We start from the raw sequence: 21690 nt of genomic DNA, 5'->3' as shown, positions 1-21690 counted from the left end.
CAATTTGTACCTGACCGCCTTCTGCGCGCGCCCTCATTTCCCGTTCATCGACGGATGCGCAGGCCTGCAAGGCGGGCAGCTAAGCGATCTGCTTCTTCCACTCGCCCCCGGTGAACTTGCGCCAGTCGCGGCCGAGGAACATCTCGCGTTCGGCGTAGCGGCGGCGGGTGAGGCCGTCAACGGTCTTGCCGTTGTCCTTGTTCCACTTCAAAAACTCCTGGGCGGCACCGGCGGTGTCTCCGGCGTTGAGCTTGCGCAGGAGCGTGGAGGGCTTGCGGCCGCGCAGGGTCAGGCCGCCGGTGTTGAAGTCAAAGGACACCAGGCTGTCGAACTGCGCCTGGTTGAGCGGGACGGTGACGAGGGCCTTCACGCGGCTCTCGAACTGGTTCATGTCGTAGGCAAGGAGCTGGACGGCCTCCTGCTCCGTGATGCGGCGACCGGGGTACACCGTGCCATCCTTGTGCTGAAGGCCCGTGTGGCCGTAGCCGATCGTGAGCACGCCGCCGCCGTCGTAGTAGGCGGTGAGGAACAGGCTCTCGAAGTGCTTCACCATCTCGAGGCCCTGCGGACTGATGTCCGTGGGCTTGGAGCTGGCAGAGGCCAGCGGAACGGGCGACGGGACGGTCAGTGCCGCGGGCGCAGGGACGGCCGGGGGCTGCTCCCGGGAGAACGACAGGAGGTGGAACAGCCGGGAAAACAGCGAAGGGGCGGTGGTGGTGGTGGTGTCCATGGCAGGGGTGGGTTATTCGGTGGTTTCCTCGGCCTCCCAAGCGAGGCGATCATGCCGGAAGTGGTCGGCGTCTGAGGTCACATAGATGACGGGTGCGCCGAGGGCGGCGCGCCACGCGACCGCCTGCTTCACGACGAGGGCCGGAAGGACCACCAGAAGGACGAAGGACAGGAGGAGCCGGAAGGGCATGGAGAGGGGAGAGGGGAGAGGCGAATAGCTGGTCAGGGGTCTAGCGACTGAGCCGACTAAAGTCGGTACTCCAACACTGAGGCCGTGGGTGTATTGACCACGAACCACGAACCAAGCACCAAGCACCAGGCACCCCTCCCCCTGAGGCAAACTAAAGTTTGAACTACGAACCGCTTCCAACACCCCGCCCACTGCCCACTGACGCACCGGCTCACACTTTCCCCAGGCGGCGGAGATAGCCGAAGACGATGCCGACAAGGGCGTTGATGAGGTAGGGGGCAAGTTCGCGGAACAACTCTTGCAGGCCGGCGCGCACGAAGCCGTCCTTCAGTTCACCGGCCTTTTCCACGCCAGCGAAGCGCTCCTCGGCCGCAACGATGAGCTGGCGAGTGGCCTCGACCTGCTCCTTGGTCCCACCAAGATCGGCGACGGTATCCAGGATGCGGGTTTCCAGAACGGTCTGCCAGGCGGACTGGAACCAGGACTTGATGGTGTCGAAGATTTTCATGTGGTTGTAGCTACTGATTTGCTGTCAGGCTGTCCCCCATGGGTCATTCGCGGTCAGCACTCGAGGCACAGCTGATCCAGCAGCTGCTCTTGACGGTGAATGGCCTGCTCCAGTTCCGTCCGAGCGTCCGGGGTGACGATGGTCAACTGGGCTCGTTGCCGGGCAAGGGTGTGGAGGAGTTCGGTGATGGCGTTCATGGCTTGTGCTTGCTCAAGGTGATGCTCTTGATGTCCCGTTTGATGTGAGTGGTTCCGCTCGCGAGCAGGTCCACGACAGCAGCGGCCGCTCTGGCGACCGCATAAAATGGGGCGAGGAGAAGCTTCATGCCGGGAGCGCGGTAGGCGGCGCAGTGCGGATGAAGGCCACCGTCTGCAGGGTGTCCACGATCCAGGTCAGAATCGCCTCCGTAATGTCCTGGATGCGGTGCGTGACGCCCACTTTCGCCAGCCCGACTTTGATCTGGGCGCGGAGGTAGGCGTGGGCCTCCTCATCAGCCTTGAGCAGTTCACCGGGGATCTGCGGGGCTCCGGAGATTGCCGTGGCCACCGTCTTGAGATCGGCCAGGTATCCGGCACCCTCGAACACCGAAATGCGGCCGTCGTCGGAGAGGCTGTTAAAGGTGCGAACCGCGAGGGCGGACAAGGCGTCGAGGAATTCCTTGGTTTCTTTGACTGGGGTCATGGGGTGTGGGGTGTGTTGTTTCTTGAGGTGTCGCCGCGGCGGCGTGGTCCGAGGCCGCGCTCGACAAGATCCTGGTTGATGCCCTTCCAGTACTCGGTCTGGATCTTGGTTTCGGACGTCAGACCATCGAGGGCGTCTGCGACTCGTGTCAGGGCTTGGGCCGATCGCGCATCGCGGGCTTCGTTTGCGGCGTCCAGGGCAATGATCTGGTCGTCCTTGGCCTTGATGGCGTTCTCGTGCTTGGCTTCGCGCTTGCGCCCTTCACGGGCCAGGTAGAGGACGGCGATGATGAGGACACCCTTGAGTGTAAGGTCCTCCCATCCCTTGGCCATGCCAGCGAGGTCGAGCGCGATCTGGCCGAGCCAGCTTGCGATCATCACAAGTCCGGCCACCACAGGCTTCCAGTGGTGCAGGAGCAGGTCCAGATGGTGGTGCAGGTGGTTGAGCATGGCTACCATGTGCGGCTGTAGAGGGTGATCTTAATGAAGGGAATGTTCCCGGGGATCTGGTTGACGGCCGGGCAGGGGATGCTGGCGCAGGAGGTCAGGAAGAGGCAGGTGGAGAGGAGGATCGTTCTCATGTTGCGGTGAGGGCATCCCAGAGTCCCTTGTAGTGGAGGCCGTAGGCGACCATGATCTGCCGGAAGCGCAGGGTTGTTACCTCGTGCCGCGTCCCAGCACTGTCGGCGATCAGTTGGGGTGTCGCGTCGGTGATCATGCCGAGGTCCAGCGCCTCTTTCACGAGAGCCAGCATTTGGGCGAAGGCGGCGCGGTCGGCATCCTCAAGACGGAGGGTGAAGCCCTCGGGAGCGACGGCAAAGCCAGCGACGACGCCATCGGAGAAGGCGAGTTGCCGCTGTTCCTCGTCACTCAGGGCCTCGATGGCCCAGCCGTGCACCACGTCATCCGTGCCGACGGCGTAAGCTCGCATGAGCCGTTGGGTGGCCGCATCATAGGCGGGGGGCTCACCTTCGGTCACCGGCAGCCAGCGCCAGCCAGCCTTGGTGAGGGGGAGGCTGTCCGGGTCCTGCAGTCCGGTGACCGCTATTTCCCCTTCTGGGGAGACGAGGGCGTGGGAGGTTTGCATGGTTTAGTAAATGACGCGCAGATGGTCGGAAGCACTGGTGCCGGTGGCGGACAAAGCTCCGCCCTTGAGGTCCATCAAATCGCGAACGAGTGGCGCGTAAAACACAAGGCTCTGTGGCCGCACCAAGGCTGGTGAAAATCCCTTTGCCAGTGCTGCCGCTTCAGCGGCTGTGAGAGCGTCGCTCCACATGGCCGGTTCGGCAATTTGGCCATTAAAGAAGGTGCCCCATGCAGACGGCTCCCACCTGGAACCGATGGCCATCCTGTCAAAGGTCGAGATGGTGGAGGAAGTTGTATCCGTACCGACAAATGCGCCGTCAACGTACAACGTGCGGGAAGTGGAGGACGTGAACGCGCCTACAATGTGAAACCATGTCCCAGTGGACAATCCGCCAGTCTGTTGTGGGCCTGAGGTGGTGCCAGAGGCAGTGACACTGCCAGCCCTCGGGTTTCCTGCGCTGGTGATGGTGATAGCAAGCCTGGAACCGTCTGCATTTCCAATGGAAACGATGACCTGGGATACGGATAGCGTTGTGGTTTTGAACCACGCGGCCAGCGTGACCGGCACGGCTGTAACCGGAGGTGTGCCGCCTCGTTCAATGCGACCTGAGGAGCCGTCGAATGTGCGTGCCATGGTTTATTGCAGCTGGATTTCAATAAATAACAGCTCCGCGTCACCCGTGGCGGTGTCGTTGGTGACATCACGACGGATGCGGACGCGGTAGACGTCCCCAGCGGCCAGGCTGGCGGGAAGCTGTGCTTGGGTAAATGTCACACTTGTGACCTTGGTCACACCGCTTGTGCCCGGGACTGTTGCGGCTGTTACCGTTTGAGCCGTACCGAAGCTGTCGGAGTCAATGTCTATTCCTCCGTCAGCGATGCGTTCGAAGGCGACATCCCAACCCACAGTGCCGCTGGTGGCGCTGGTGGCCGCCCAGTGTACGATCACCGTCACTCCAGCCGCCAGACTGGTGTTTTGAGGGATCTTGGCGCTGAAGACGGCGGCCTCCTGCGTGGTGGTGTCGAAATCGAGGACAGGGTGACTGTTGCGGGTGTCCAGGGTGGCGAAGTTGGAGGCCGGGGGCTCATTGTCTGTAGCGCGGAAGGTGGCCAGAGTTTTGGTTCCGCTGAGCCTGGTTTCCCAGGACGGGTTGGCCCCGGTGCCATTTGTTTCCAAAACCTGACCGTCAGTGCCGGCAGGCAGTCGTGCCCAGCCTGAGGCTCCCCGGTAAAGAAGGTCGCCTTGTGCCGCGCTTCCGATGAAGTCGAGAATCTCTGAGAGCGTGCAGTCTTCCGGGTCTCCGGTACTGCCCGTCTTCCGGCCCTTGATCGTGCTTGCCGCCATGTTGGCGAGCTTGGCATTGGTCACGGCGTCATCGGCGATGTAGGCCGTGGCGAGGGGGCTGGCGTTCCAGGTGCCGGTGGTGACGGTGCCCAGCGTGGTGACATTTGCGCTGCCCGTCCAGGTGCTGAGGGCGGTGTTCTCCACACTGCCGAGGCCGACGGCGGCCGCGCCCAGGCTGTGCCAGCCCTTGGTGCCGCCAGCGTCTGTGCCGTAGTATCTTGAACCGCCCGGCGAGACGTTGTCCCCGGAGAGCACAATATAGCCGCCCACGGCCCCGAGGCTGCCGCCGAGGGCGATGCTGGAGGGCGGGAGCACGCCGGTGACCTCGTTGTAGGCGGGGTCCAGGTTCACCCTGCCGGAGGGGTCCGAGACGAGGGCGACCTGGCCGGACTTGTCTGGAAAGACGGCGGTGCGGGGGGCGGTGGCGGCGCTGGTTGTTTCATGATACGTGGAGCCGCCCACGCCGGAATGCAGGCCCAGGGCACCGGGGGCGAAGTCCTCCCCGAGGTGGAGGTTCCCCAGAACCGACACGGCGCTGAAGAAGGCAATCTGCGTGCCGGTGTTGAGCTGGAGGGTGGCCCAGGCCGCGGCGAGGTCCGGGTCATCCAGCAAGGTGCGTGCGTATGCCGTGAGCGCCGTGTTGCCCACAGTGTCTGTGCCCGTCCAGTAGGTCATGGTGTTGGCTCCAGTGGTGGCCCCGGCCAAGGCGGCAAGGGTTGCATCCAGCGCGATGTTTACCTCGGTATCCGGGCTTTCTGTGAGTGAGAAGCCAAGGCCGAAGTCGAGCGTGACAATGTCCGCCCCACCCACCTGGGTGCCGCTTGATTTGAGCGTGGTGAGCGTGCCGGAACCGCTGCCTCCGCTGGCCGCAATGGTGATGCTTCCGTTGCCATGGGTGATGCTGATATTGCTGCCGGCAGTGAGCGTGGCCTTGGACAGGCCGCCGGTGGCGGTGTTGCCAATGAGGAGCTGGCCGTCAAGGTAGGACGTCTGTCCGGTGCCTCCCCGGAGCACGGCGATGGTGCCTGCGTTCCATGTGCCGGTGGTGACGGTCCCCAGGGTGGTGATGCCCGGGGAACCTGCCCAAGAGGCGAGTTCTGAGTCCAGAACGAAGTCGCTGATGACCTTTGCCAGCGGGTCGCCGCTGGCGTCCAGGGTGACGACGGAGCTGGCCGTGGCGGAGAGGGATTTTTCCTCATACCCTGTGCCGGACGCCTTGCGCCGGGCTAGGCTGTAGGAGCCGGCCGGAACCTGGGCGGTGACCGGGATGGCGCAGGACAGCGCCCAGAGCACCAGCAAACGGAACACCAGGGGCGGAGCAACACGAGGAGAAAAAGACAACATCCTGGAACGGGGAAAGGGGTTGGATCAGTCAAGGAGGAGGAGCCTCTTCGTCCCGGCGGGGGTCTGCACCTCGAGCTCACCCGTGGATTCATTGTAGCGGGCGAAAGGGAGCTCGCGGGTCTGGCCGTCCGGGCAGACGAAACGCGCGACAACATTGGTGACCTGGAGGGCGAGGACGCCACGCAACACCCAGGCCTCGGGGGCTGTCTTTTCATAGAACCAGCCATTGAGCCGGTCCAGATAGGAGTCTCCCATATTGCCCAGGCTGACATTGGGTGCGCCGTTGCCGTGGCGGAGGGGGACGATAAACTCCGGATCGAAGAGGGTGCCGTCCCCCCGAATGAGCTGACGCGCGTAGCGGGCGATGCCGGCGGTGGGGACAGCAAGATCTGAGCCGTTGGGCACCCACTCGTCCACCAGGCGGAGGAGCGGCAGCTCCCTCACCCGCGGTGGCCGTACCGGCTCGGCGGGGCGGGGGATGATGGGCAGTTCGGTCATGCTCCAATGGTGCTGACTTCTATGCGGCTTGCATCTGAGCGGATCACGACTCGGCTCCAAGTTCGCTGTTTGATTGCAGAGGTTGAAGCAGTGCGCCGGGTTGAGCTTGCAGTTCGGGCGGGAGTTGAACCTCTCCGATCTCTTCACGCAGTGCGTAGCGATCGGTCTCGCATTTCACCTGCTTCACCCACAGGAGCGAAAGACGTGGACGAAGCCAGAGGTGCCGCAGTCAGGGCGGCGGGGAGTGCGTTTTTCGAGGGTCAAGGGGGAAAAGCCAAGGTGGCAAAGCGCCTGGATCATGGCCCCCAGGGCGGGGGGGCGCAGAGGAACTCCCACCAGCGGTAGGTGAGGGTGGGTGCGAGAGCGATGAGCAGGGATGTCTTCATGGCGTTTGCACGGTGACGGTGCCATCGCTATGGAGCTGGGGTTGATTCCACTGATGATCACTTCCGCCTGAATCTGGGCAGGAGTTTTTCAGCAACAATTGGAGGAATGATGTTCAAGCTCATGGTCAGATAGATATTTTGAGGTCGGGGCCGCTTCTCCATATGGCCCCAGGAACTCCTGGGTCAGTGGTGGGAAGGTTGGTGAGAGTTAAGCCGCCGGCTAACAGATTGCCGTTGAGCGTTTGGGCCGCATTGGTAAATTGAAAAACACCATCTGTTGGCGTGCTTATTCGTGAGCCGTTGCTAGAAGCTAAAACACCGTACCCAATGATCGCTGCTCCGATAATCTGAGCATCAAAAATATCTGTAAGAACTACTCTGCCATTTTTTAGGACCGCAAACTTTTGAACGCCGTCTACTCGACATTCTATAATTGGTGATAATATATCACTCGCAGTGTCGGTAACATCAATTTTCAATGCAGATGGTGTGCCAGTGGTATCCCATGTGGTCTCCACCTCCAGTGCACTGGTGGAGGCTGATCCTGAGACGAGTTGACCAGCAATCTGGAGCTGCAAGCACTCCATGTCCGCATTTGCGCTGTCGTCTGCCAGACGGGCAATGAGGGTGGTTCCAGACATCTTTAAAGCAGGAACAGATGGGGACGATCCACCAAATCGAAGCAATGCGAGAGGACCGTAATACCCGCCGTACAACTCCATCACCTGGGAGTCGCCCCCGCTGATTGCCCCGCCATCAGCGAATCTTATTGAGGAATAATTACCAATGACAACTTCGTTTCCTTCGGCTGTTCGGATCGCACCACCTCTGTCAATGCGGAATCGAGAGATGCCATCCTTCCTCAGATCGAGAAGATTTGCGCTGGCATCACTTGAAACATCTGTCACGTCCAGATAGATGGCCGAAGGTGCCCCAGAAGTGTTCCAGGTTGGAGTCAGATTGAGTGTCGAGTCGCTGGCAGAGCCGGAGACAGTTTGTCCATCCAGATTGGCACGAGATGCTTCCACTTCCGAATTCCCGCTGTCGTCCGCGAGACGGGCGACAAGAGTGGTGTCATTCCGCTGCCAGGCCGGGTAGCTGCTGGTGATTCCGCCAAAACAAAGGCGATTGAAGCTGTTGAAGGTAGCAGGGTCAGTCAGTAGGAGGATTCCAGACCCTTCCCCGCTCATGGCCACCTGACCCTTCGTCATGACGGCCCCATACAAAGACCGGACATGATTGAAGGCATCGATGTTCCCAGAGCTCATAATGCTCTGACGAAAAACTCCATCCTTGCCGATCACGAAAACCGGACTGCCTCCAACCCTGGCGTCAATCAGGTTGGCGTTTGATCCGCTCGATGTGTTCAATACGTCGATCAAAAATGCAGACACATCCCCCGAGGTGTTCCACTCCGGGCGAAGATAGAGGGTCGCATCCACGCTGCTCCCTGTGACTGGGTGGCTGGGAGCGATGAATCTCAATCCCTGGACAAATGAAGCGCAGGAAACAGGCTCGAAAAAGTTGCTGAAACCATTTTCGTTCACGGTCAAAACGCTGCGGCTGTAAAGCCCGGCGTAAACCTTGAAGACATCCCCGGAAGCTACGCCAACGGGCGAAGAGATGTCCAGGGTGGTGAAGTGACCTTCATCCGGCGTGCCAGCACCAATAGGGCCAGGTGAAGAGGGGTCGAAGAAGCTGTACAGCGTGTCGAAGTAGGCCTTGAGAGTGGACTTGACGTTTGCCCAGGTGACCTTCTTGAGAACGTTGGAGGCGCCACTATCAATCAGCGGGACGCTGTCTCCATTCACAGGTGTGGCCTTGCTGGAGGAGCCATTGATGGAACTTCCGACATTGGCCGCGTCAGTGACGTCTGCAGATGCCTCAATGCCGTCCAACTTGGCAGCGTATTCCGCAGTCATGAGCCCGTCTTGCGATGAGGTGGCATCGCGGATTTTGTCAGAACCCAGGCCCACATGGGTTCCTGCATGTGAGGCCGGACCCGCTTCAGCGAACGCTACGGACCGTGTCTGGCCGTCAGGGCAATAGAATGTAGCCAGGGAGTTGCTGATGGACTGCGCGAGGATGCCGCGCACTGTCCAGGTGGTCTCACCTGTCTTTTGGTAGAACCATCCCGTGGCGGTGTTGACATAAGCATCTCCGATGTAGCCCAGGCTGTTGTCCGGGACGCCTGCGCCGTATCGAAGCCGGGTGCTGAACTCTGGGTCGTACAGAGTGCCATCACCCAGGATCAACTGGCGGGCATACCGGGCAATACCAGCCGTTGGCGTAGAGAGATCGGCTCCGTCCGGCACCCACTCATCCACGAGCCGATTCAGCGGCAGCTCCCGCACCCGCGGTGGCCGCACTGGCTCGGCGGGGCGGGGGATGATGGGCAGTTCGGTCATGCTCCAATGGTGCTGGCTTCTATGCGGCTTGCATCAATCCGGGACCCGACTTGGAGTCAACTCCGCTTGCAGATTGCGGATGCTGCATCAATGCACCCAGTTGAGCTTGCAGTTCAGGGGGCAGTTGTGTCAGCAAGGTTTGCAGGTCCTGGATGGGCGCTCTGATGATGGAATCAGCGTCCTGGAAGTCCAAAGCCCGCAGGGCCTGAAGGAAGAGCGAGCGCGCCGCCGTCTTCTCGTGTTCTGGCAGTTGGATGTACCGGCCGAGAAGGTCGATCGCCGCCTTCGCATTCTCCAGCTTGAACTGGTTCTGTGCCTGGGTCAGGAGCAAGGAAATATTGAGCTCCAGCCCGCGGACGGCATCCGCTTTGAGTTCAATGAGTTCCGTGTTTTCACCTTCCCCGAACGCGAAGGTCTCGTCCTCATCGAGGTTTGTGTAGAGAAGCAGCAGGGAGTACTCCAGGTCACAGGTGAAGCTGCGTTTGAGCTGATCGATGGGGGATTTGAGCAGCACTGCAGCACGGCTCATCAGCTGCTTGATGCCGGTGGCCGTGCTCGCTTCAGGAAGCCCGGCAACATCGCCCTGGTTCGCCGCGGTGATGCCCGTACGCAGCTGCACCATCTGAACCATCATCTGCAGCATTTCCTTGGTGCGGTCATTGAGGTCGGGCAGTGCTTTGAACTGGATCGCCTCATCAAGCTTCGAGTCCGGCTTGAGGTTGAGGGGCTTCTCTGAGTTGAAAGGTTCGTCTTCTTCCTCGTCTTCCTGGGCGAGCTTTGATTTGTCAAAGCCGGTGATGGGATCGCTCGACTTGCGATCATGCCAGTTGATGCGGTTGAACAGGTCGTCCACGAAGGTTTGCACCTTGTCAAAGCGCTCAAAGAATCCGCGCCCCACAATCCGCCAGGGGAGTCTGTTGATGGTGTGGGCGTGAACGGGGAGTTTGCCCTTGGGGGTGATGTTGCCAAGGTAGTCCAGCTTCAGGCACATCTCGCACTGAGGGGCGAATACCATGTAGATGTTGGATGCCTGACCTTTGCCGAGGGCATCCACACGCATGAACCCCTCGATGAGTCGAACTGGAAGGTTGGGGATGGAGCCATTGGGATCATCCTGATCCGGGTCCGCAGGGGCCGATTCGCTACGGGCTGATTCGGGCTTGAGGCTCTCGGACCTTTCCTTGGCTGCGTGGTACAGCTCTCGGGTCTCTGCATCGGTGAGGCCGTACTCTTTGGCGATGTCGAGTACGCCTTTGGTGAAGGAGTGGAAGAAGTCAGTGTGATGGAGGTCAAGATCCGGTGCGGTCGGGTCGAAGGCGATGTCCCGAAAGTGAAGGTTGTGAGTCTTGATGTTGCGGTACGTCACCACATCCTGTTTCAGGAAGGCCTTGCCGTATTCGTAGGTGCCTCGGGAGAGGTCGGTCTGGGGATCCTTTTTGGGGAAGCGTGCGAGGACGGGAGCTCCTGCCTCGCCATCGCCCGGGCGCTCTTCTTCGAGGATGGGATCATCGTCAAAGATGGCTTCGCCACTGCTGGTCAGCACTGGCTTCTTCGTCTTCGCGTCATAGAGCGCAGTGCGTGGCTCTTCATAGGAGTCCGTGTTTACCAGCCAGGTGGTGCGTGTGAACTGCGTGCCCAGGATGGCGGTGAGCATGGTGGTCTCACAGTAGGTCTCTGTCAGCCCGGCCTGACTGGTCTTCCACATGGCGTGCTTGGTGACCTGGTCCGCAAGCGTGGCGTCTGCCTTGCCAAGAGGGCGGGCGGCAAACCATGGTTGTGCGCCGAAGAGATCGTTCTGGGCCTGGGCCGCGAAGAACTCGGTGAACGCTCCAATGAGATTGAGGGAGTCGTTCTGCTTGTCGAAGATGCTCTTCTTACCCTCGTTGCGGTTGGGCGCGGCCCTTCGGAACTCGAAGTAGTCCTCAGACTGCAGGAGGTACTTGTCCAGCTTGTTGCGCCACCCAGACAGGGCTGAGTAGTAAGAGTCATGCCGCGACTTGGCATGGCGTACCAAAAAGGCGATGCGGTCCGCTTTGATGGCGTTCTCCAGCGGGCTCTGACGGGCGCCGCGCTGTTTGACCAGCGTGGCCTTCAGGACCATCCGGTTGCGGACGGTGGTCAGAGACTCCGCTCGAGGTTGGGCGAGGATTTGCATCGTGATCAGTGTTGGGGTTGGGCAGCTTTCTGGAACTCCGCGGAGGGATGAGATTTCATGGTGTTGAGGGGGAGCCGACGGGACTGCTCCAAGGTATCCTGAATCGGCAGCTTGCCTTGCTCAGTGGGGCTGTTTGCCTCCCAGTTGGAGCCGAGTGCCTTCAAAGGTGCCTGTCCGGCGGCTCGTGCGCCTCTGCCAGGCGGGAATCAGAGAGGCGGAGCGACCTCCTTCTTCCCGCCGGAATGACGCATCTCATTGAGCGTGGTGATGGCTGGGATTGAGCCTCTGACAGAGGTGGAGTGGCTCCGCCGCTGGGGCGCCGCCTCGCCAATGTGGGGGCATCTTTGAACTCGGTGGTCTCTGAGCTCGGGTTGGAGCGCCTGGGACTGGAGTGCCTGCAGCGCGGTGAGGTGCCGCGTCGGCATCTCCGCGTGCAATGGACAGGGGATGCTGCGTCCCCAATTATATCGGTTACCAGCATTTTGTTTCACCGTGTCAACGCCCTGCAACGGGACTCTGCATCCAGCAACTGCATCACTTCACGGCGGTCTTGATCGCTGTCGGAAAGTAGTTTCCTCCACCACCGCGAGCGGGCCTGCCCTGTGTTCGATCTAGGAGGTGTTGGTCTGTATATCTTCCTCGAACTCATCCGCCGTCTCGTCCAGTATCGCGCGCGCCGCCCTCGCCTCGGCAGGTGATGGTGATGCATCAAGCGCTGCCAAGGTTCAAGGCAATATCATGCGTCTGCGGCGGTGGTTGTTTGGCACGGCGATGGCGAGCAAAGAAAATCCCCTCCCTTGGTGTCAGCCGGGAGAGGGGTGGGGCGATCCGGGAGCAGAGACTCAATCAAACTCCAGATCGTCTGGATCAGGCGGCTCACCATCGTGTTTTGTGGTGACCTGCAGGCCGAGTTATTCCACGGCGCTATAACATAAGGCTAAGAGGCCGTCATACGTGCCTGAGGTCTCTTCGAGATGAGCCTGCAGCGCATCCCGGAAGCTTGCATCGCCCCTGATTTCCTGGGACAAGACCCCTCCCAGCGGGCCCGTCTCAAGAACCAGAATTAGGTGCTCATTATTCTTGGTGTAGGTCAGCGAGGTGGTCATGGATTTGTTGAAGGAGGTAAGAAGAGATTCAGGCAGGTCAAGAAGGCCTCCCGCCATGCGAGCCTCCCGGTGATCACGCTCCGGTGGTTGAGATGGGACATAAGCTCTTCGGGACTGTCGGCTAGTTTTTCCAGATGTACAGCAGGCACCTCAACGGCATCGGAAACGCCCCCCTTGGGATAAATTCTCCCTGCATATTCATTGCCACTAAGATCAGCCCAGTCGTCCCGCATGCCCCGCACTTTAGGGCCATAGAGCTTTCCGGTGCTCGAGTAGAGGATAAGTTGCGGTTCCTCAAAGCCTCCAGTACGTCGTGAAGTCAGGGCGGTTACCCGGTCTCTGAAGGACGACGGACCTTTGAGGTGTGCCCAGTGTACCAACTCATGGAAGAGAGTGCGGCGCAATGTCGGCAGATCAGGTGCCAGGGGATTCACCGCATTACTGTTGTCTTCAGGGCGATAAACTGCGACTTTCTTGGCCAATTTCTGGTCAAAGGCGATGGCCACAGGATGTTTGGCAAGCTGTCTGGCCAGCGCCGGGGGCAGGAAGCTGGCGAACTCCTCCACGATCGTCCGGATCTGCTCACTGCTGTGAGTATTGTCACCCGTGATACCTCGCACCAGAGTGTCCAGCTTCGGAGGGGCATCTTGCTTGAGCAGGGTCACTAACTGCTGCGCCTGTTCCTTGGTGAAGACGTGGGTGTCCAGATCACCTGCCCCCCGCCTGTCCAGAAGGCTTCGCAACGGCGTGCCGGGGGTTCCCAGCGTCTCGTTCAGACTGGGTTGTGGCGGAGGCTCTTCCGCAGATGCCTGCGCCCCGGCAGGCAGGAACGGGACGGGGCCGGACGCCCGGCTGCAGTTTTCCTAGAGCGCGGATGCTGGCGGAGACTCTCCTGAAGGTGGGGCTGGTGCGGCGAATCGCGAGAGCGAAGTGGATCCTAGAATCTTGAAGGCCTTTGGCGCAGACGTGACGCTGGACAAACGCGGTCTCCCTGTGCCGCCACGCACGCCGCCCGATGGGTATCCCCTTCTGCAACCCACTCGTGAAAAGAAAACTGCGATTTTGGATGAAGGCCATGTACTGGTGCGCGCTGGATTGCTTCCAGTTGGCCTGGAATTTCCACGAAGAGAATTGAGACAAGTCATTGTGAACTATTTCCTAGGCACGGGTGCGCCGGTGCAGGAAGGAGCCCTGCCCACCGTAACGGCAGCGGCAGGAGGGGGTGCCTCAGGCAAGAGCACCGTCCTGGATGCCCTCCGCAAGTCGGGTCTGACTACCGTGGAAGGTGCCGTGACGGTAAATCCAGATGACATCGCAGAGCTCATCCCTGAATTTGATCGAATCGTGCAAGCTGGAGACAGTGGGGCTTCGGAGTTGGTGCACCAGGAGGCCAGTCAGATTTCTGGTGCTCTGATGGATGCAGTGCTCGCGTTACCAGTCGGGCAGCGCCCCCATATCATCTATGACAGCACATTGAGCCGTCGTGAAAGTGCCTTGCGTCATTTCAACCGATGGCACCAGGCAGGGTTTCAAGTGCAGCTCCTCGGCGTTACAATTGATGTTCATGAAGCCGAAACCCGCGCTGCCGTTCGGGCAAAGAAGTCAGGCCGCTGGATTCCTTCCAACAGACTCCTCGAAGCCCACCAGGGGTTCAACCAGCCCATCAAGGACTATGTGAGCCTTGTTGATAGAGCCCATTTGTACGATACAAGTACCCATGAGGTGAAGCTTGTTGTCAGCAAGGAGTCTCGGGATGGACAAATTGAAATTGCAAATCGCGATATCTGGGATATCATCACCAAGAGAGGAGCAACACCATTAGCTTTGAGTTCCGGGACATTTCCAAATACCTCGCCCCTGAAGTGATCAGAGAACAGATGGCTGTCAATGATGCACTTGGCGCACTCAAGTACGGTAAGTTCAACGAAAATGCGGGTGAAGTGGAGGCCCAGGTCCGCGCCGAGTTTCAGGCCAGACTCAAACTGGAGAAAGAGCAGAATCAGTCGCAGGCTCAGGAGCCTGCGGGAGCGTAGCACTTAAACCTGGAAGGCTCCTCCTAACAGACTTGCGCTAACTAGGCGAGCATAGAGGCAACAACGCTTCATCGCCCGATGCTATGACGCGGAAGTGGGTGATTAAATTCGCCAGCCAGCTAACGGCAGACCTCGACCGGAGAGCACTGGGTCTGGAGGTGCGCGGTGAGATTTCGGCACCGGAAGCTGGACCAGCAAAGCGGCTCAAGTTTTCTCAAGCATCGAACGAGAGCGCATCGGGATCAGGTTCGCAAAAGAAACGGGCGGATGCGCCTGCTAACGATAGCAACACACTGCACCTCAACGACGACAGCTTCTTGACTCAAGCCAAACAACCCGTAGCTTTTACCTGAATGGACCCAGCTCCAAAGAACGAGCCGTCGAAGCATCCCAGCGAGACGGTGGCCGAGTACTTTTCCAGAGCACGACGCAGCATGTTGAGCAAGCAACCGCATCTCACCCTGGAACAAGTGGAAACACGTATGAAGAAACCGAGCTCGGCAAGCTCGAAGCCGCTGTCCTCCAGCAGCGGGCAGAGCGGGCAGGACTGATGATGGATGGGGCATCGGTGGCCGCGTGGATCAAGGCCAATCGTCCCCCTTAACGTCAAGCAGGGGGGCGAGCATCAAGTGGCCTACGATGCGGCGACGCAGCGGGGTGTGAAGGTGGTATCGATCCCCATGCTGGCGACATCAACCGTGTATGAGTATCTCACGGATCATATGCTGGCCAATCGCTTCCTGGGTGATCAGGTGGAACTGGAAGGATTTTTCATGGCACCGTCACGTGCCCGGCCAGAGGAGAACGTGCTGCACATTGTTGTGTCGCAGCCCTGGGTGAAAGGATCCCATCCTGACTACGATGACATCGTCAGGCATGCGAGCGATCTTGGCATGAGGGAAGATCTTCCCAATTCGCGGAGCGCAAGCTTTGAGTTTGATGATCCGGTGGCGGGCACGTTGATCATCATGGATGCCAAGTCCGAAAACTGGATTGAGGCGGAAGATGGCACCATGGTGCCCATCGACATCCATTTTCTCTTCAACAGCGAGCAAGAGCGCCGTGAAGTGATGAAGTTGCTGGATGCGGAGTCCCGTTGAAGGGCGTTGTCGCTGGTGTCTTTCCCACGGCGCGTCAGGTGAACGCGTCCACGTGGCGTATGGAGGAACGTGACGACAAGGGGGCTTAGGACTCGAAGGCAGTGGGATCCGGCAGACGATGGCCGATGTGCTCCGCTCCAGGATAGCTTGGCTGTGAATCTGGCTAAGGCAACAGCTGCCGACCAGAGGTTCGCGGAAAGTGCGGATTCTGCCGCCCGGTCGAATGTTGCCGCCACCCCGGCAGGCACTCAGGCGCAGCCTGCCACCCAGCCAGCGGCGCAGGAAATGATGGGGGCGTTCCCCCTGGACCCGGTTGACAATTCAAACCTTGAAAACGAAAATGAACATCATGGCTCTACCCGCCCATCTGAAGAAGGCGCTCGATCAGGGCGAAGCGGTCAGCCTCGCCTTCGACCCCAAGACTGGCAGCGTGAGCGGCCGGGTGTTGACGCCAGAGGAGCTGGAGAAGCAGCATCAAGAAGCTTCCGGGAAGTTTACGCAGGGCTTCCGGCCGAAGTTTCTTCCCCCGTTGCCGAAGCCTGGCGGCAGCGCATAGCGCCGGCAGAGATCGCGGCGGTGGCCGCGGGGCGCAAGCCGGCGTTTCACGAGTACCTGGGGGACGAGGCTGCGCCGCTGGCGCAGGCTCTGGGCAGGGAGTTTCCCGGTCTGCATGTGGAGGCGTTCGACGGCCATCTGGTGGTGGCAGATCTGGATCTGGTGGGCACCATCGCTGGCACCGCAGATCCTGCCGCGGCGTCGGCTGCGCTGCGTGAGGCTGCGCTCTCGGACAACATCGGTGAGTATCTGGGGTACGGTGTGCCGCATTGGAATGAGGCGGATGCCATCGTCACCCTGCGGGATGCTTCCGGTGAGATGCTGGCCGGATTCCACACCCTGAACGAAGGGGTGGAGGACTTTGCACGGGATCGTGCGCAGGACTACGCGGCCTACCTCGGGCCGGGAGTGACGGCAGAGATCGAGCTCAAGCGCAAGCCGCAGCCACAATCTCAGCCGAAATCTCAGCCGCAAGGGCAGTCGGGGGAGCAGGGGCAGAGTCAGGATCAAGTTCTGTCTGCCTCACAGGGGCTGTCTGGAGCGCCGTCGCAGGCAGAGGATCCGCTGGGGGCGGCTCCGGCACCAGCGGGCACCGGCAACACGGGGCTGGCGGCTCCAGCCTCGCGGGAGAGGGCGGCCCAGTACTTTGAGGAGGCTTTCGCGGCCTCCTCCGCGCTCTTCCAGCACCTGGGGCTGGGGATCGAGGAAATTCACACGGAGGCAGAGGCCGCAGCGCGCGGCATCCCCGGGCACATCTCTGTGGGTGTTTCACGCGATGGCCGGCGCCTGGTGGTGGTGCGCCCGCGGCTGGAGCCGGGCACCACGGCCGCGCTGGCGGCAGCCATCACGCGGGAGGAGCTCATCCATGCCGCGTGGATTGCGGCCCTGCGGGAGCAGTGGCGGCGCGATCCCCAGGGGCGCACCTTTCAGGACCATCTGCGGCATGAGGAGGGACGCATCCTGGAGGAACTGGAGCTTACCGAGGCAGGGCGGGAGGCGCTGCTCAATACGGTGAACATCTATCACGGCCAGGGGCGTACGCAGACCGGGCCGCTCTACACCAGCTATGACCAGGCGCGGGCCGCGGTGGACGGTGGCCTGAGCGGCATGGTCACCGAACTGGCGCGTCAGCTCATCCAGATGCGGGAGGGCGGTCGCCTCTCTGAGCACGTCTTTGCCCGCACCATGCGCCGCCTGCGGGACTGGATGCGCAAGGCCCTGCGTGGGCTGAAGAAGCTGGCCGCCCGGCCAGAGAACGCCAGCCCGCTGCTGAACCAGGCCATCCGGGATACGGAGGCCATTCTGGAGGGGCGCGATATCTCTCCCTCCCCGTGGGATGCGGAGGCCACGGAGTACTACGGCGCCCCCTCCTGGGGAGATGGCCCACCGCCCGCCATGCTGCGCCTGGAGGTGCCGGAGACTGCGCCAGACATGACCGGGCTCTTCACCCCCACCGGGGAGGGGGTGCGTGGTTTCCAGGGCCAGGTGGCGCAGGCTGCCGTGCCGGCGCTGCCTGTGGTCCTCACTGGCGTACAGCCCACGGTGCTCACTGCTGCGGGGGCACCGGGCGGGGCACCGCTGGCCGTGCTGCCCAAGGTCTTTGCAGACATGGACCGTTTGAAGCTCAACCCGGAGGAGAAACAGGCGCTGGTGGATCACCTGCTGCGGCCGATCGCCGTGTTTGGACCTCGAACCCCGCCCTACAGCGTGCGCGTGCTCACGCCGTATCTGGAGGAGGGCCGACCCGTGCTGGCAGAGGTGCTGTTGCATCGATCCCGCTCAGGCGCGGTGGAGCATCAGGTGAGTGGGCTGGTGGGGATGGAGTTGGAGGATGTACGGCGAATGTTTAGTGGAGAAGTGCTCTATGAGAGCAAACTAAGGTCGGCGCGTTGGGAACACCATCTAGGCAAAAAACTACCACCGCAGCGCGGAATGATCTACAGCAGTGCGCAGAGCTACATCCTGAGTCCCGAGAAGGTGACGGAGTGGCATCAGAACCAGAAGACACCGCTGCCACCGGAATTGAAGGCAGGGGCGGTGTTTGACAAGGTGAAGAAGCATCTGCCCAGGGCCAAGGACTCGCTGCCCGTGCTGGATGCGAATCTCGCAGACGAGGCCCTGATCGATCAGGCAGAGCAGTTCCTGCGGGATCATCCCGTGGTGGATGCCCCTGGGACGGGGCGCATCCTGCTGGCGCATCCGGAGGGGCAGAAGAAGGACGGCTTGAGAACGAGGGCGAAGCATCTGGTGGCTTCTCATGCTGTGACAGACAGCTACAAGACGGGCCCCAGAATATTGAAGCCGGAGAAATCCCTGTCTCTGCCGGCGATGGTGCAGACCGTAGCGGACTACGATCTTATCCTGGAGCACAAAGGGGCGCGGATCTATGTCAGATGTTATGTCAATGGCGACATCCACGCCGTGTTCACCTCCGCGAATGCAATAAACACCCCCCATGGCCCGGTGCAGGAAACGCTCTCCAGTCAGCGAATCCTCAAAGACGGGCTTGATGGCGCCAAGATCATCAAGGTCCGGGAATAACATGCATCTGCCTGTGGTCTGTGTTTGACAGATGGGGGTTTGAGCCGCAATTTGTGCGATGACAGAGGGGAACAGAAGGCCCGGGATGCCCTGGTGGTGGACGCCAGTGTACAACGAGCAGGAGAGGGGGCAGAAGCTGCTGCGTCAGGCAGAGCCATTCCTGAAGAAGCTCGGGGTGGAGCTGGCCGAGTACCTCACTGAGGAGGAGGCGGAGGCGGGCGGAGTGCCTGCGCACATCACTCTGGGGGTGGATGCGGTGCGGATGCGCCTCATGGTGGTTTATCCGCGGTGGGATGGGCGTTATACGGATGAAAAGATGGCGCAGCGGGTGGGAGTGGAGTTGATCGATGCAGCGTGGGCCTCGATCATGCACCGGCGCTGGGAGCTCAAAGGGCAGAAGACAACTTTTGCTGAGTACATCCAATTTCAGGAGCGACTGCTGCTGGCCGCGCTGGATCGTTGCAAGCCCGCGTCGCCGGTTTTTTTAGAGGCAGCAAACATCTGGTGTGGTTGCGGAAAGGAGGATGAGTATCCACCCTTCGCCCGCAAGGCCGAGGCCCGGGAGAAGGTAAAGAACTGGCTTCCGGGCATGATGACGGAAATAGGGGTCGTGATGGCGAGATTGAGGAATCGCAAGCGAATCCATCAGAGAGAGTACAATCCGGCGATGCATCGGATAGGGGCGTGGCTGCGCCAATGCTTGCAGATACTCAGGACGGCGGTTGCCGATCCGGGCATGGCATGTGAGCCCCTGAAAGAGGCTCTTAGATTAGGCCGGATCATTCAAAATCGCGAGTTTTTACTCGATTCGTATCGGTGTTCCTTTTTCAGATATGGAGGAGGAGGCTGGGCCTCGGTGGACGAGACCAGCAAGTTTTTCGAGTTTTACCGCCAACATTATCTAAAGCAGTCGGCAGCAGAGTCTGCCAAGAGCGAAGGTGGCATCGAGGAAACGAGTGAATCATCAGTACAGGAAGTAACGACTACTCAACCCATTGCCTGAAGGGGAGGGATTGCTCCGTCGTTTGACAAATCCGGGTTTGAGTCGCAATTTATGCGATGACAGAGGGGAACAGAAGGCCCGGGATGCCCTGGTGGTGGACGCCGGTGTACAACCAGCAGGAGCCTGGGCAGAAGCTGCTGCGTCAGACAGAGTCGTTGCTGAAGGAGCTAGGGGTGGAGCTGGCCGAGTACTTTACTGAGGAGGAGGCGGAGGCGGGCGGTGTGCCCGCGCACATCACCCTGGGGGTGGATGCGGCGCGGATGCGTCTCATGGTGGTGTATCCTCGGTGGGATGGACGCTTTACCGAAGAGCGGCTGGCCAAGAGAGTGGGGGTGGAGTTGATCGATGCAGCATGGGCCTCGATCATGCACCGGCGCTGGGAGCTCAAAGGGCAGAAGACGTCCTTTGCCGAGTATCTGCAGCATCAGGAGCGGCTGCTGCTGGCCGCGCTGGATCGTTGCAAGCCCGCGGCGTTGGTCTTTCTCCAGGCGGCCAACATCTGGTGTGGAAAGGGAAAGGAGGATGAGTATCCCCCCTTCACCCGCAAGGCCGAGGCACGGGAGAAGGTTCATAATTGGTTACCGGGGATGATGTTGGAAATTGGTCTTGAGATGGTAGAGGTGAGGCGGTCCAAAAAAATTGAGCAGCGAGAGTACAATGCAGCAATGCACCGTCTTCTTGGTTGGCTGAGTAAATGCCTGCAACTACTGAGAGCTGCGGCAGCGGATCCCGCTACGACATGCAAACCGATAACCGAGGCTCTCAAGCTGGGGCGGGTGATCCAAAATCGCGAATACACATACTATTCGTATCGCAGCAGTATGTTTAGGTACGGCGAAGATGGCTGTGCGCGGGGCTGGGCCTCCGTGGATGAGAACAGCTACCTGTTTGAAATTTACCGGCGTGACCGTCTTAGAGAGCAGGAGCGGATGGCCGCCAATGGGGCACGAGCTAGCGAGGCGAACAATGCGGAGGAAACGGAAATAACAAATACACAACTCAATTCCTGAAAGGGGAAGGGTTGCTTCGCTGTTTGACAAATCTGGGTTTAAGCCGCAGTTTATGCGATGACAGAGGGGAACAGAAGGCCCGGGATGCCCTGGTGGTGGACGCCGGTGTACAACCAGCAGGAGCCTGGGCAGAAGCTGCTGCGTCAGGCGGAGCCGCTCCTGAAGAAGCTCGGGGTGGAGCTGGCCGAGTACTTTACTGAGGAGGAGGCGGAGTCTGACGGTGTGCCCGCGCACATCACCCTGGGGGTGGATGCGGCGCGGATGCGTCTCATGGTGGTGTATCCACGGTGGGATGGACGCTTTACCGAAGAGCAGCTGGCCAAGAGAGTGGGGGTGGAGTTGATCGATGCAGCATGGGCCTCGATCATGCACCGGCGCTGGGAGCTCAAAGGGCAGAAGACGTCCTTTGCCGAGTATCTCCAGCTTCAGGAGCGACTGCTGCTGGCCGCGCTGGATCGATGCAAGCCCGCGGCGTTGGTCTTTCTCCAGGCGGCAAATGTTTGGTGTGGTTGCGGGAAAGAAGATGAGTATCCACCCTTCGCTCGCAAGGCCGAGGCGCGGGAGAAGGTAAAGAACTGGCTGCCGGGCATGATGTTGGAAATTGGTCTTGAGATGGTAGAGGTGAGGCGGTCCGAAAAAATTGAGCAGCGAGAGTACAATGCAGCAATGCACCGTCTTCTTGGTTGGCTGAGTAAATGCCTGCAACTGTTGAGAGCGGCAGTGGCGGCGGATCCGGTGATGACATGCGAGCCGGTGATGGAATCCCTAAAGCTAGGGCGGTTGATTCAAAACCGAGAAAAGTTCAGATACTCTTTTCGAAGCTCCTTCTTCAGATATGGAGGGGGAGGTTGGGCTTCCGTGGACGAGAACAGCTACCTGTTTGAAGTTTACCGGCGTGACCGTCTTAGAGAGCAGGAGCGTATGGCCGCCAGTGAGGCACGAGCTAGCGAGGCGAACAATGCGAAGGAAACGGAAATAACAAATACACAACTCAATTCCTGAAAGGGGAAGGG

25 protein-coding genes are annotated in these 21690 nt (G+C 60.3%); 10 read left to right on the top strand and 15 right to left on the bottom strand.

All coding sequences use genetic code 11. The features are described 5' to 3' along the window. Positions 1-79 precede the first annotated feature (79 nt). The 15 genes from VSP_RS37695 to VSP_RS27780 all read right to left on the bottom strand — a co-directional run bounded on the left by VSP_RS37695 (position 80) and on the right by VSP_RS27780 (position 13178). Positions 80-730, bottom strand: a complete 651-nt coding sequence (locus tag VSP_RS37695) for a lysozyme (RefSeq protein WP_009964873.1) — start codon at positions 728-730, stop codon at positions 80-82. A gap of 12 nt (positions 731-742) precedes the next feature. Further along, a complete protein-coding gene (locus VSP_RS42695) occupies positions 743-919 on the bottom strand; it encodes a hypothetical protein (protein WP_009964872.1) in 177 nt (58 codons plus the stop codon). 211 nt (positions 920-1130) lie between these two features. Then, entirely contained in the window at positions 1131-1427 is a 297-nt protein-coding gene (locus tag VSP_RS27860; protein WP_009964871.1) for a hypothetical protein, read from the bottom strand. A 53-nt stretch (positions 1428-1480) separates the two neighbouring features. Next, positions 1481-1624 (bottom strand): hypothetical protein, encoded by a 144-nt coding sequence (locus VSP_RS42690; protein ID WP_009964870.1) that lies wholly within the window; start codon positions 1622-1624, stop codon positions 1481-1483. Beyond that, on the bottom strand, positions 1621-1752 hold the full coding sequence (locus tag VSP_RS43690; RefSeq protein ID WP_009964869.1) for a hypothetical protein: 132 nt from the start codon (positions 1750-1752) through the stop codon (positions 1621-1623). Before VSP_RS43690 ends, VSP_RS42690 begins: the two co-directional genes overlap by 4 nt. Next, the gene (locus VSP_RS27845) at positions 1749-2108 is read right to left on the bottom strand and encodes a hypothetical protein (protein ID WP_009964868.1); all 360 of its coding nucleotides are present in this window, start codon (positions 2106-2108) and stop codon (positions 1749-1751) included. The genes VSP_RS43690 and VSP_RS27845 overlap by 4 nt, the downstream gene beginning before the upstream one ends. Beyond that, entirely contained in the window at positions 2105-2566 is a 462-nt protein-coding gene (locus VSP_RS27840; RefSeq protein WP_009964867.1) for a hypothetical protein, read from the bottom strand. The genes VSP_RS27845 and VSP_RS27840 overlap by 4 nt, the downstream gene beginning before the upstream one ends. After that, positions 2560-2688: a hypothetical protein gene (locus tag VSP_RS43685; protein ID WP_009964866.1), complete on the bottom strand. Its 129-nt coding sequence runs from the start codon at positions 2686-2688 to the stop codon at positions 2560-2562. Before VSP_RS43685 ends, VSP_RS27840 begins: the two co-directional genes overlap by 7 nt. Continuing rightward, complete coding sequence (locus VSP_RS27830) at positions 2685-3194, bottom strand: hypothetical protein (protein ID WP_009964865.1); 510 nt, start codon at positions 3192-3194, stop codon at positions 2685-2687. Before VSP_RS27830 ends, VSP_RS43685 begins: the two co-directional genes overlap by 4 nt. A 3-nt stretch (positions 3195-3197) precedes the next feature. After that, positions 3198-3827: a LamG-like jellyroll fold domain-containing protein gene (locus VSP_RS27825; protein WP_009964864.1), complete on the bottom strand. Its 630-nt coding sequence runs from the start codon at positions 3825-3827 to the stop codon at positions 3198-3200. A 3-nt stretch (positions 3828-3830) separates the two neighbouring features. Continuing rightward, the gene (locus VSP_RS40120) at positions 3831-5882 is read right to left on the bottom strand and encodes an autotransporter outer membrane beta-barrel domain-containing protein (protein WP_009964863.1); all 2052 of its coding nucleotides are present in this window, start codon (positions 5880-5882) and stop codon (positions 3831-3833) included. Positions 5883-5906: 24 nt separating this feature from the next. Continuing rightward, positions 5907-6380 carry a hypothetical protein gene (locus VSP_RS27815; RefSeq protein WP_009964862.1) on the bottom strand — a complete coding sequence of 158 codons (474 nt, stop codon included), beginning with the start codon at positions 6378-6380 and terminating at the stop codon, positions 5907-5909. A 511-nt stretch (positions 6381-6891) separates the two neighbouring features. Continuing rightward, a complete protein-coding gene (locus VSP_RS27805; RefSeq protein WP_198141245.1) occupies positions 6892-9021 on the bottom strand; it encodes a hypothetical protein in 2130 nt (709 codons plus the stop codon). Positions 9022-9193: 172 nt separating this feature from the next. Next, positions 9194-11329: a portal protein gene (locus tag VSP_RS27800; RefSeq protein ID WP_009964859.1), complete on the bottom strand. Its 2136-nt coding sequence runs from the start codon at positions 11327-11329 to the stop codon at positions 9194-9196. Between the two features lie 1102 nt (positions 11330-12431). Further along, complete coding sequence (locus tag VSP_RS27780) at positions 12432-13178, bottom strand: hypothetical protein (RefSeq protein ID WP_009964854.1); 747 nt, start codon at positions 13176-13178, stop codon at positions 12432-12434. A gap of 202 nt (positions 13179-13380) precedes the next feature. Between VSP_RS27780 and VSP_RS27775 the strand changes: the two genes are divergently transcribed. The 10 genes from VSP_RS27775 to VSP_RS27730 all read left to right on the top strand — a co-directional run bounded on the left by VSP_RS27775 (position 13381) and on the right by VSP_RS27730 (position 21679). After that, positions 13381-14301, top strand: a complete 921-nt coding sequence (locus VSP_RS27775; protein WP_009964852.1) for a zeta toxin family protein — start codon at positions 13381-13383, stop codon at positions 14299-14301. Further along, a complete protein-coding gene (locus tag VSP_RS42685) occupies positions 14298-14468 on the top strand; it encodes a hypothetical protein (protein WP_009964851.1) in 171 nt (56 codons plus the stop codon). The genes VSP_RS27775 and VSP_RS42685 overlap by 4 nt, the downstream gene beginning before the upstream one ends. Before the next feature lie 83 nt (positions 14469-14551). Next, complete coding sequence (locus VSP_RS27765; RefSeq protein ID WP_009964850.1) at positions 14552-14821, top strand: hypothetical protein; 270 nt, start codon at positions 14552-14554, stop codon at positions 14819-14821. Further along, positions 14822-15019, top strand: a complete 198-nt coding sequence (locus VSP_RS43250) for a hypothetical protein (RefSeq protein WP_009964847.1) — start codon at positions 14822-14824, stop codon at positions 15017-15019. It abuts the gene before it with no gap. Between the two features lie 129 nt (positions 15020-15148). Next, complete coding sequence (locus VSP_RS27755) at positions 15149-15568, top strand: hypothetical protein (protein ID WP_157211100.1); 420 nt, start codon at positions 15149-15151, stop codon at positions 15566-15568. A 349-nt stretch (positions 15569-15917) separates the two neighbouring features. Beyond that, positions 15918-16124 carry a hypothetical protein gene (locus VSP_RS43245; RefSeq protein WP_198141244.1) on the top strand — a complete coding sequence of 69 codons (207 nt, stop codon included), beginning with the start codon at positions 15918-15920 and terminating at the stop codon, positions 16122-16124. Positions 16125-16144: 20 nt separating this feature from the next. After that, entirely contained in the window at positions 16145-18664 is a 2520-nt protein-coding gene (locus tag VSP_RS27745; protein WP_009964844.1) for a hypothetical protein, read from the top strand. Positions 18665-18722: 58 nt separating this feature from the next. Next, positions 18723-19667, top strand: a complete 945-nt coding sequence (locus VSP_RS27740; RefSeq protein ID WP_009964843.1) for a hypothetical protein — start codon at positions 18723-18725, stop codon at positions 19665-19667. 56 nt (positions 19668-19723) lie between these two features. Continuing rightward, positions 19724-20677 carry a hypothetical protein gene (locus VSP_RS27735; RefSeq protein ID WP_009964842.1) on the top strand — a complete coding sequence of 318 codons (954 nt, stop codon included), beginning with the start codon at positions 19724-19726 and terminating at the stop codon, positions 20675-20677. 57 nt (positions 20678-20734) lie between these two features. After that, on the top strand, positions 20735-21679 hold the full coding sequence (locus VSP_RS27730) for a hypothetical protein (protein WP_009964841.1): 945 nt from the start codon (positions 20735-20737) through the stop codon (positions 21677-21679). Positions 21680-21690: the final 11 nt, after the last annotated feature.

Source organism: Verrucomicrobium spinosum DSM 4136 = JCM 18804 (genome assembly GCF_000172155.1).
GTDB lineage: Bacteria > Verrucomicrobiota > Verrucomicrobiia > Verrucomicrobiales > Verrucomicrobiaceae > Verrucomicrobium > Verrucomicrobium spinosum.
Note: the sequence above shows the minus strand (reverse complement) of the source record. Positions and strands in the feature narration are given on the sequence as shown.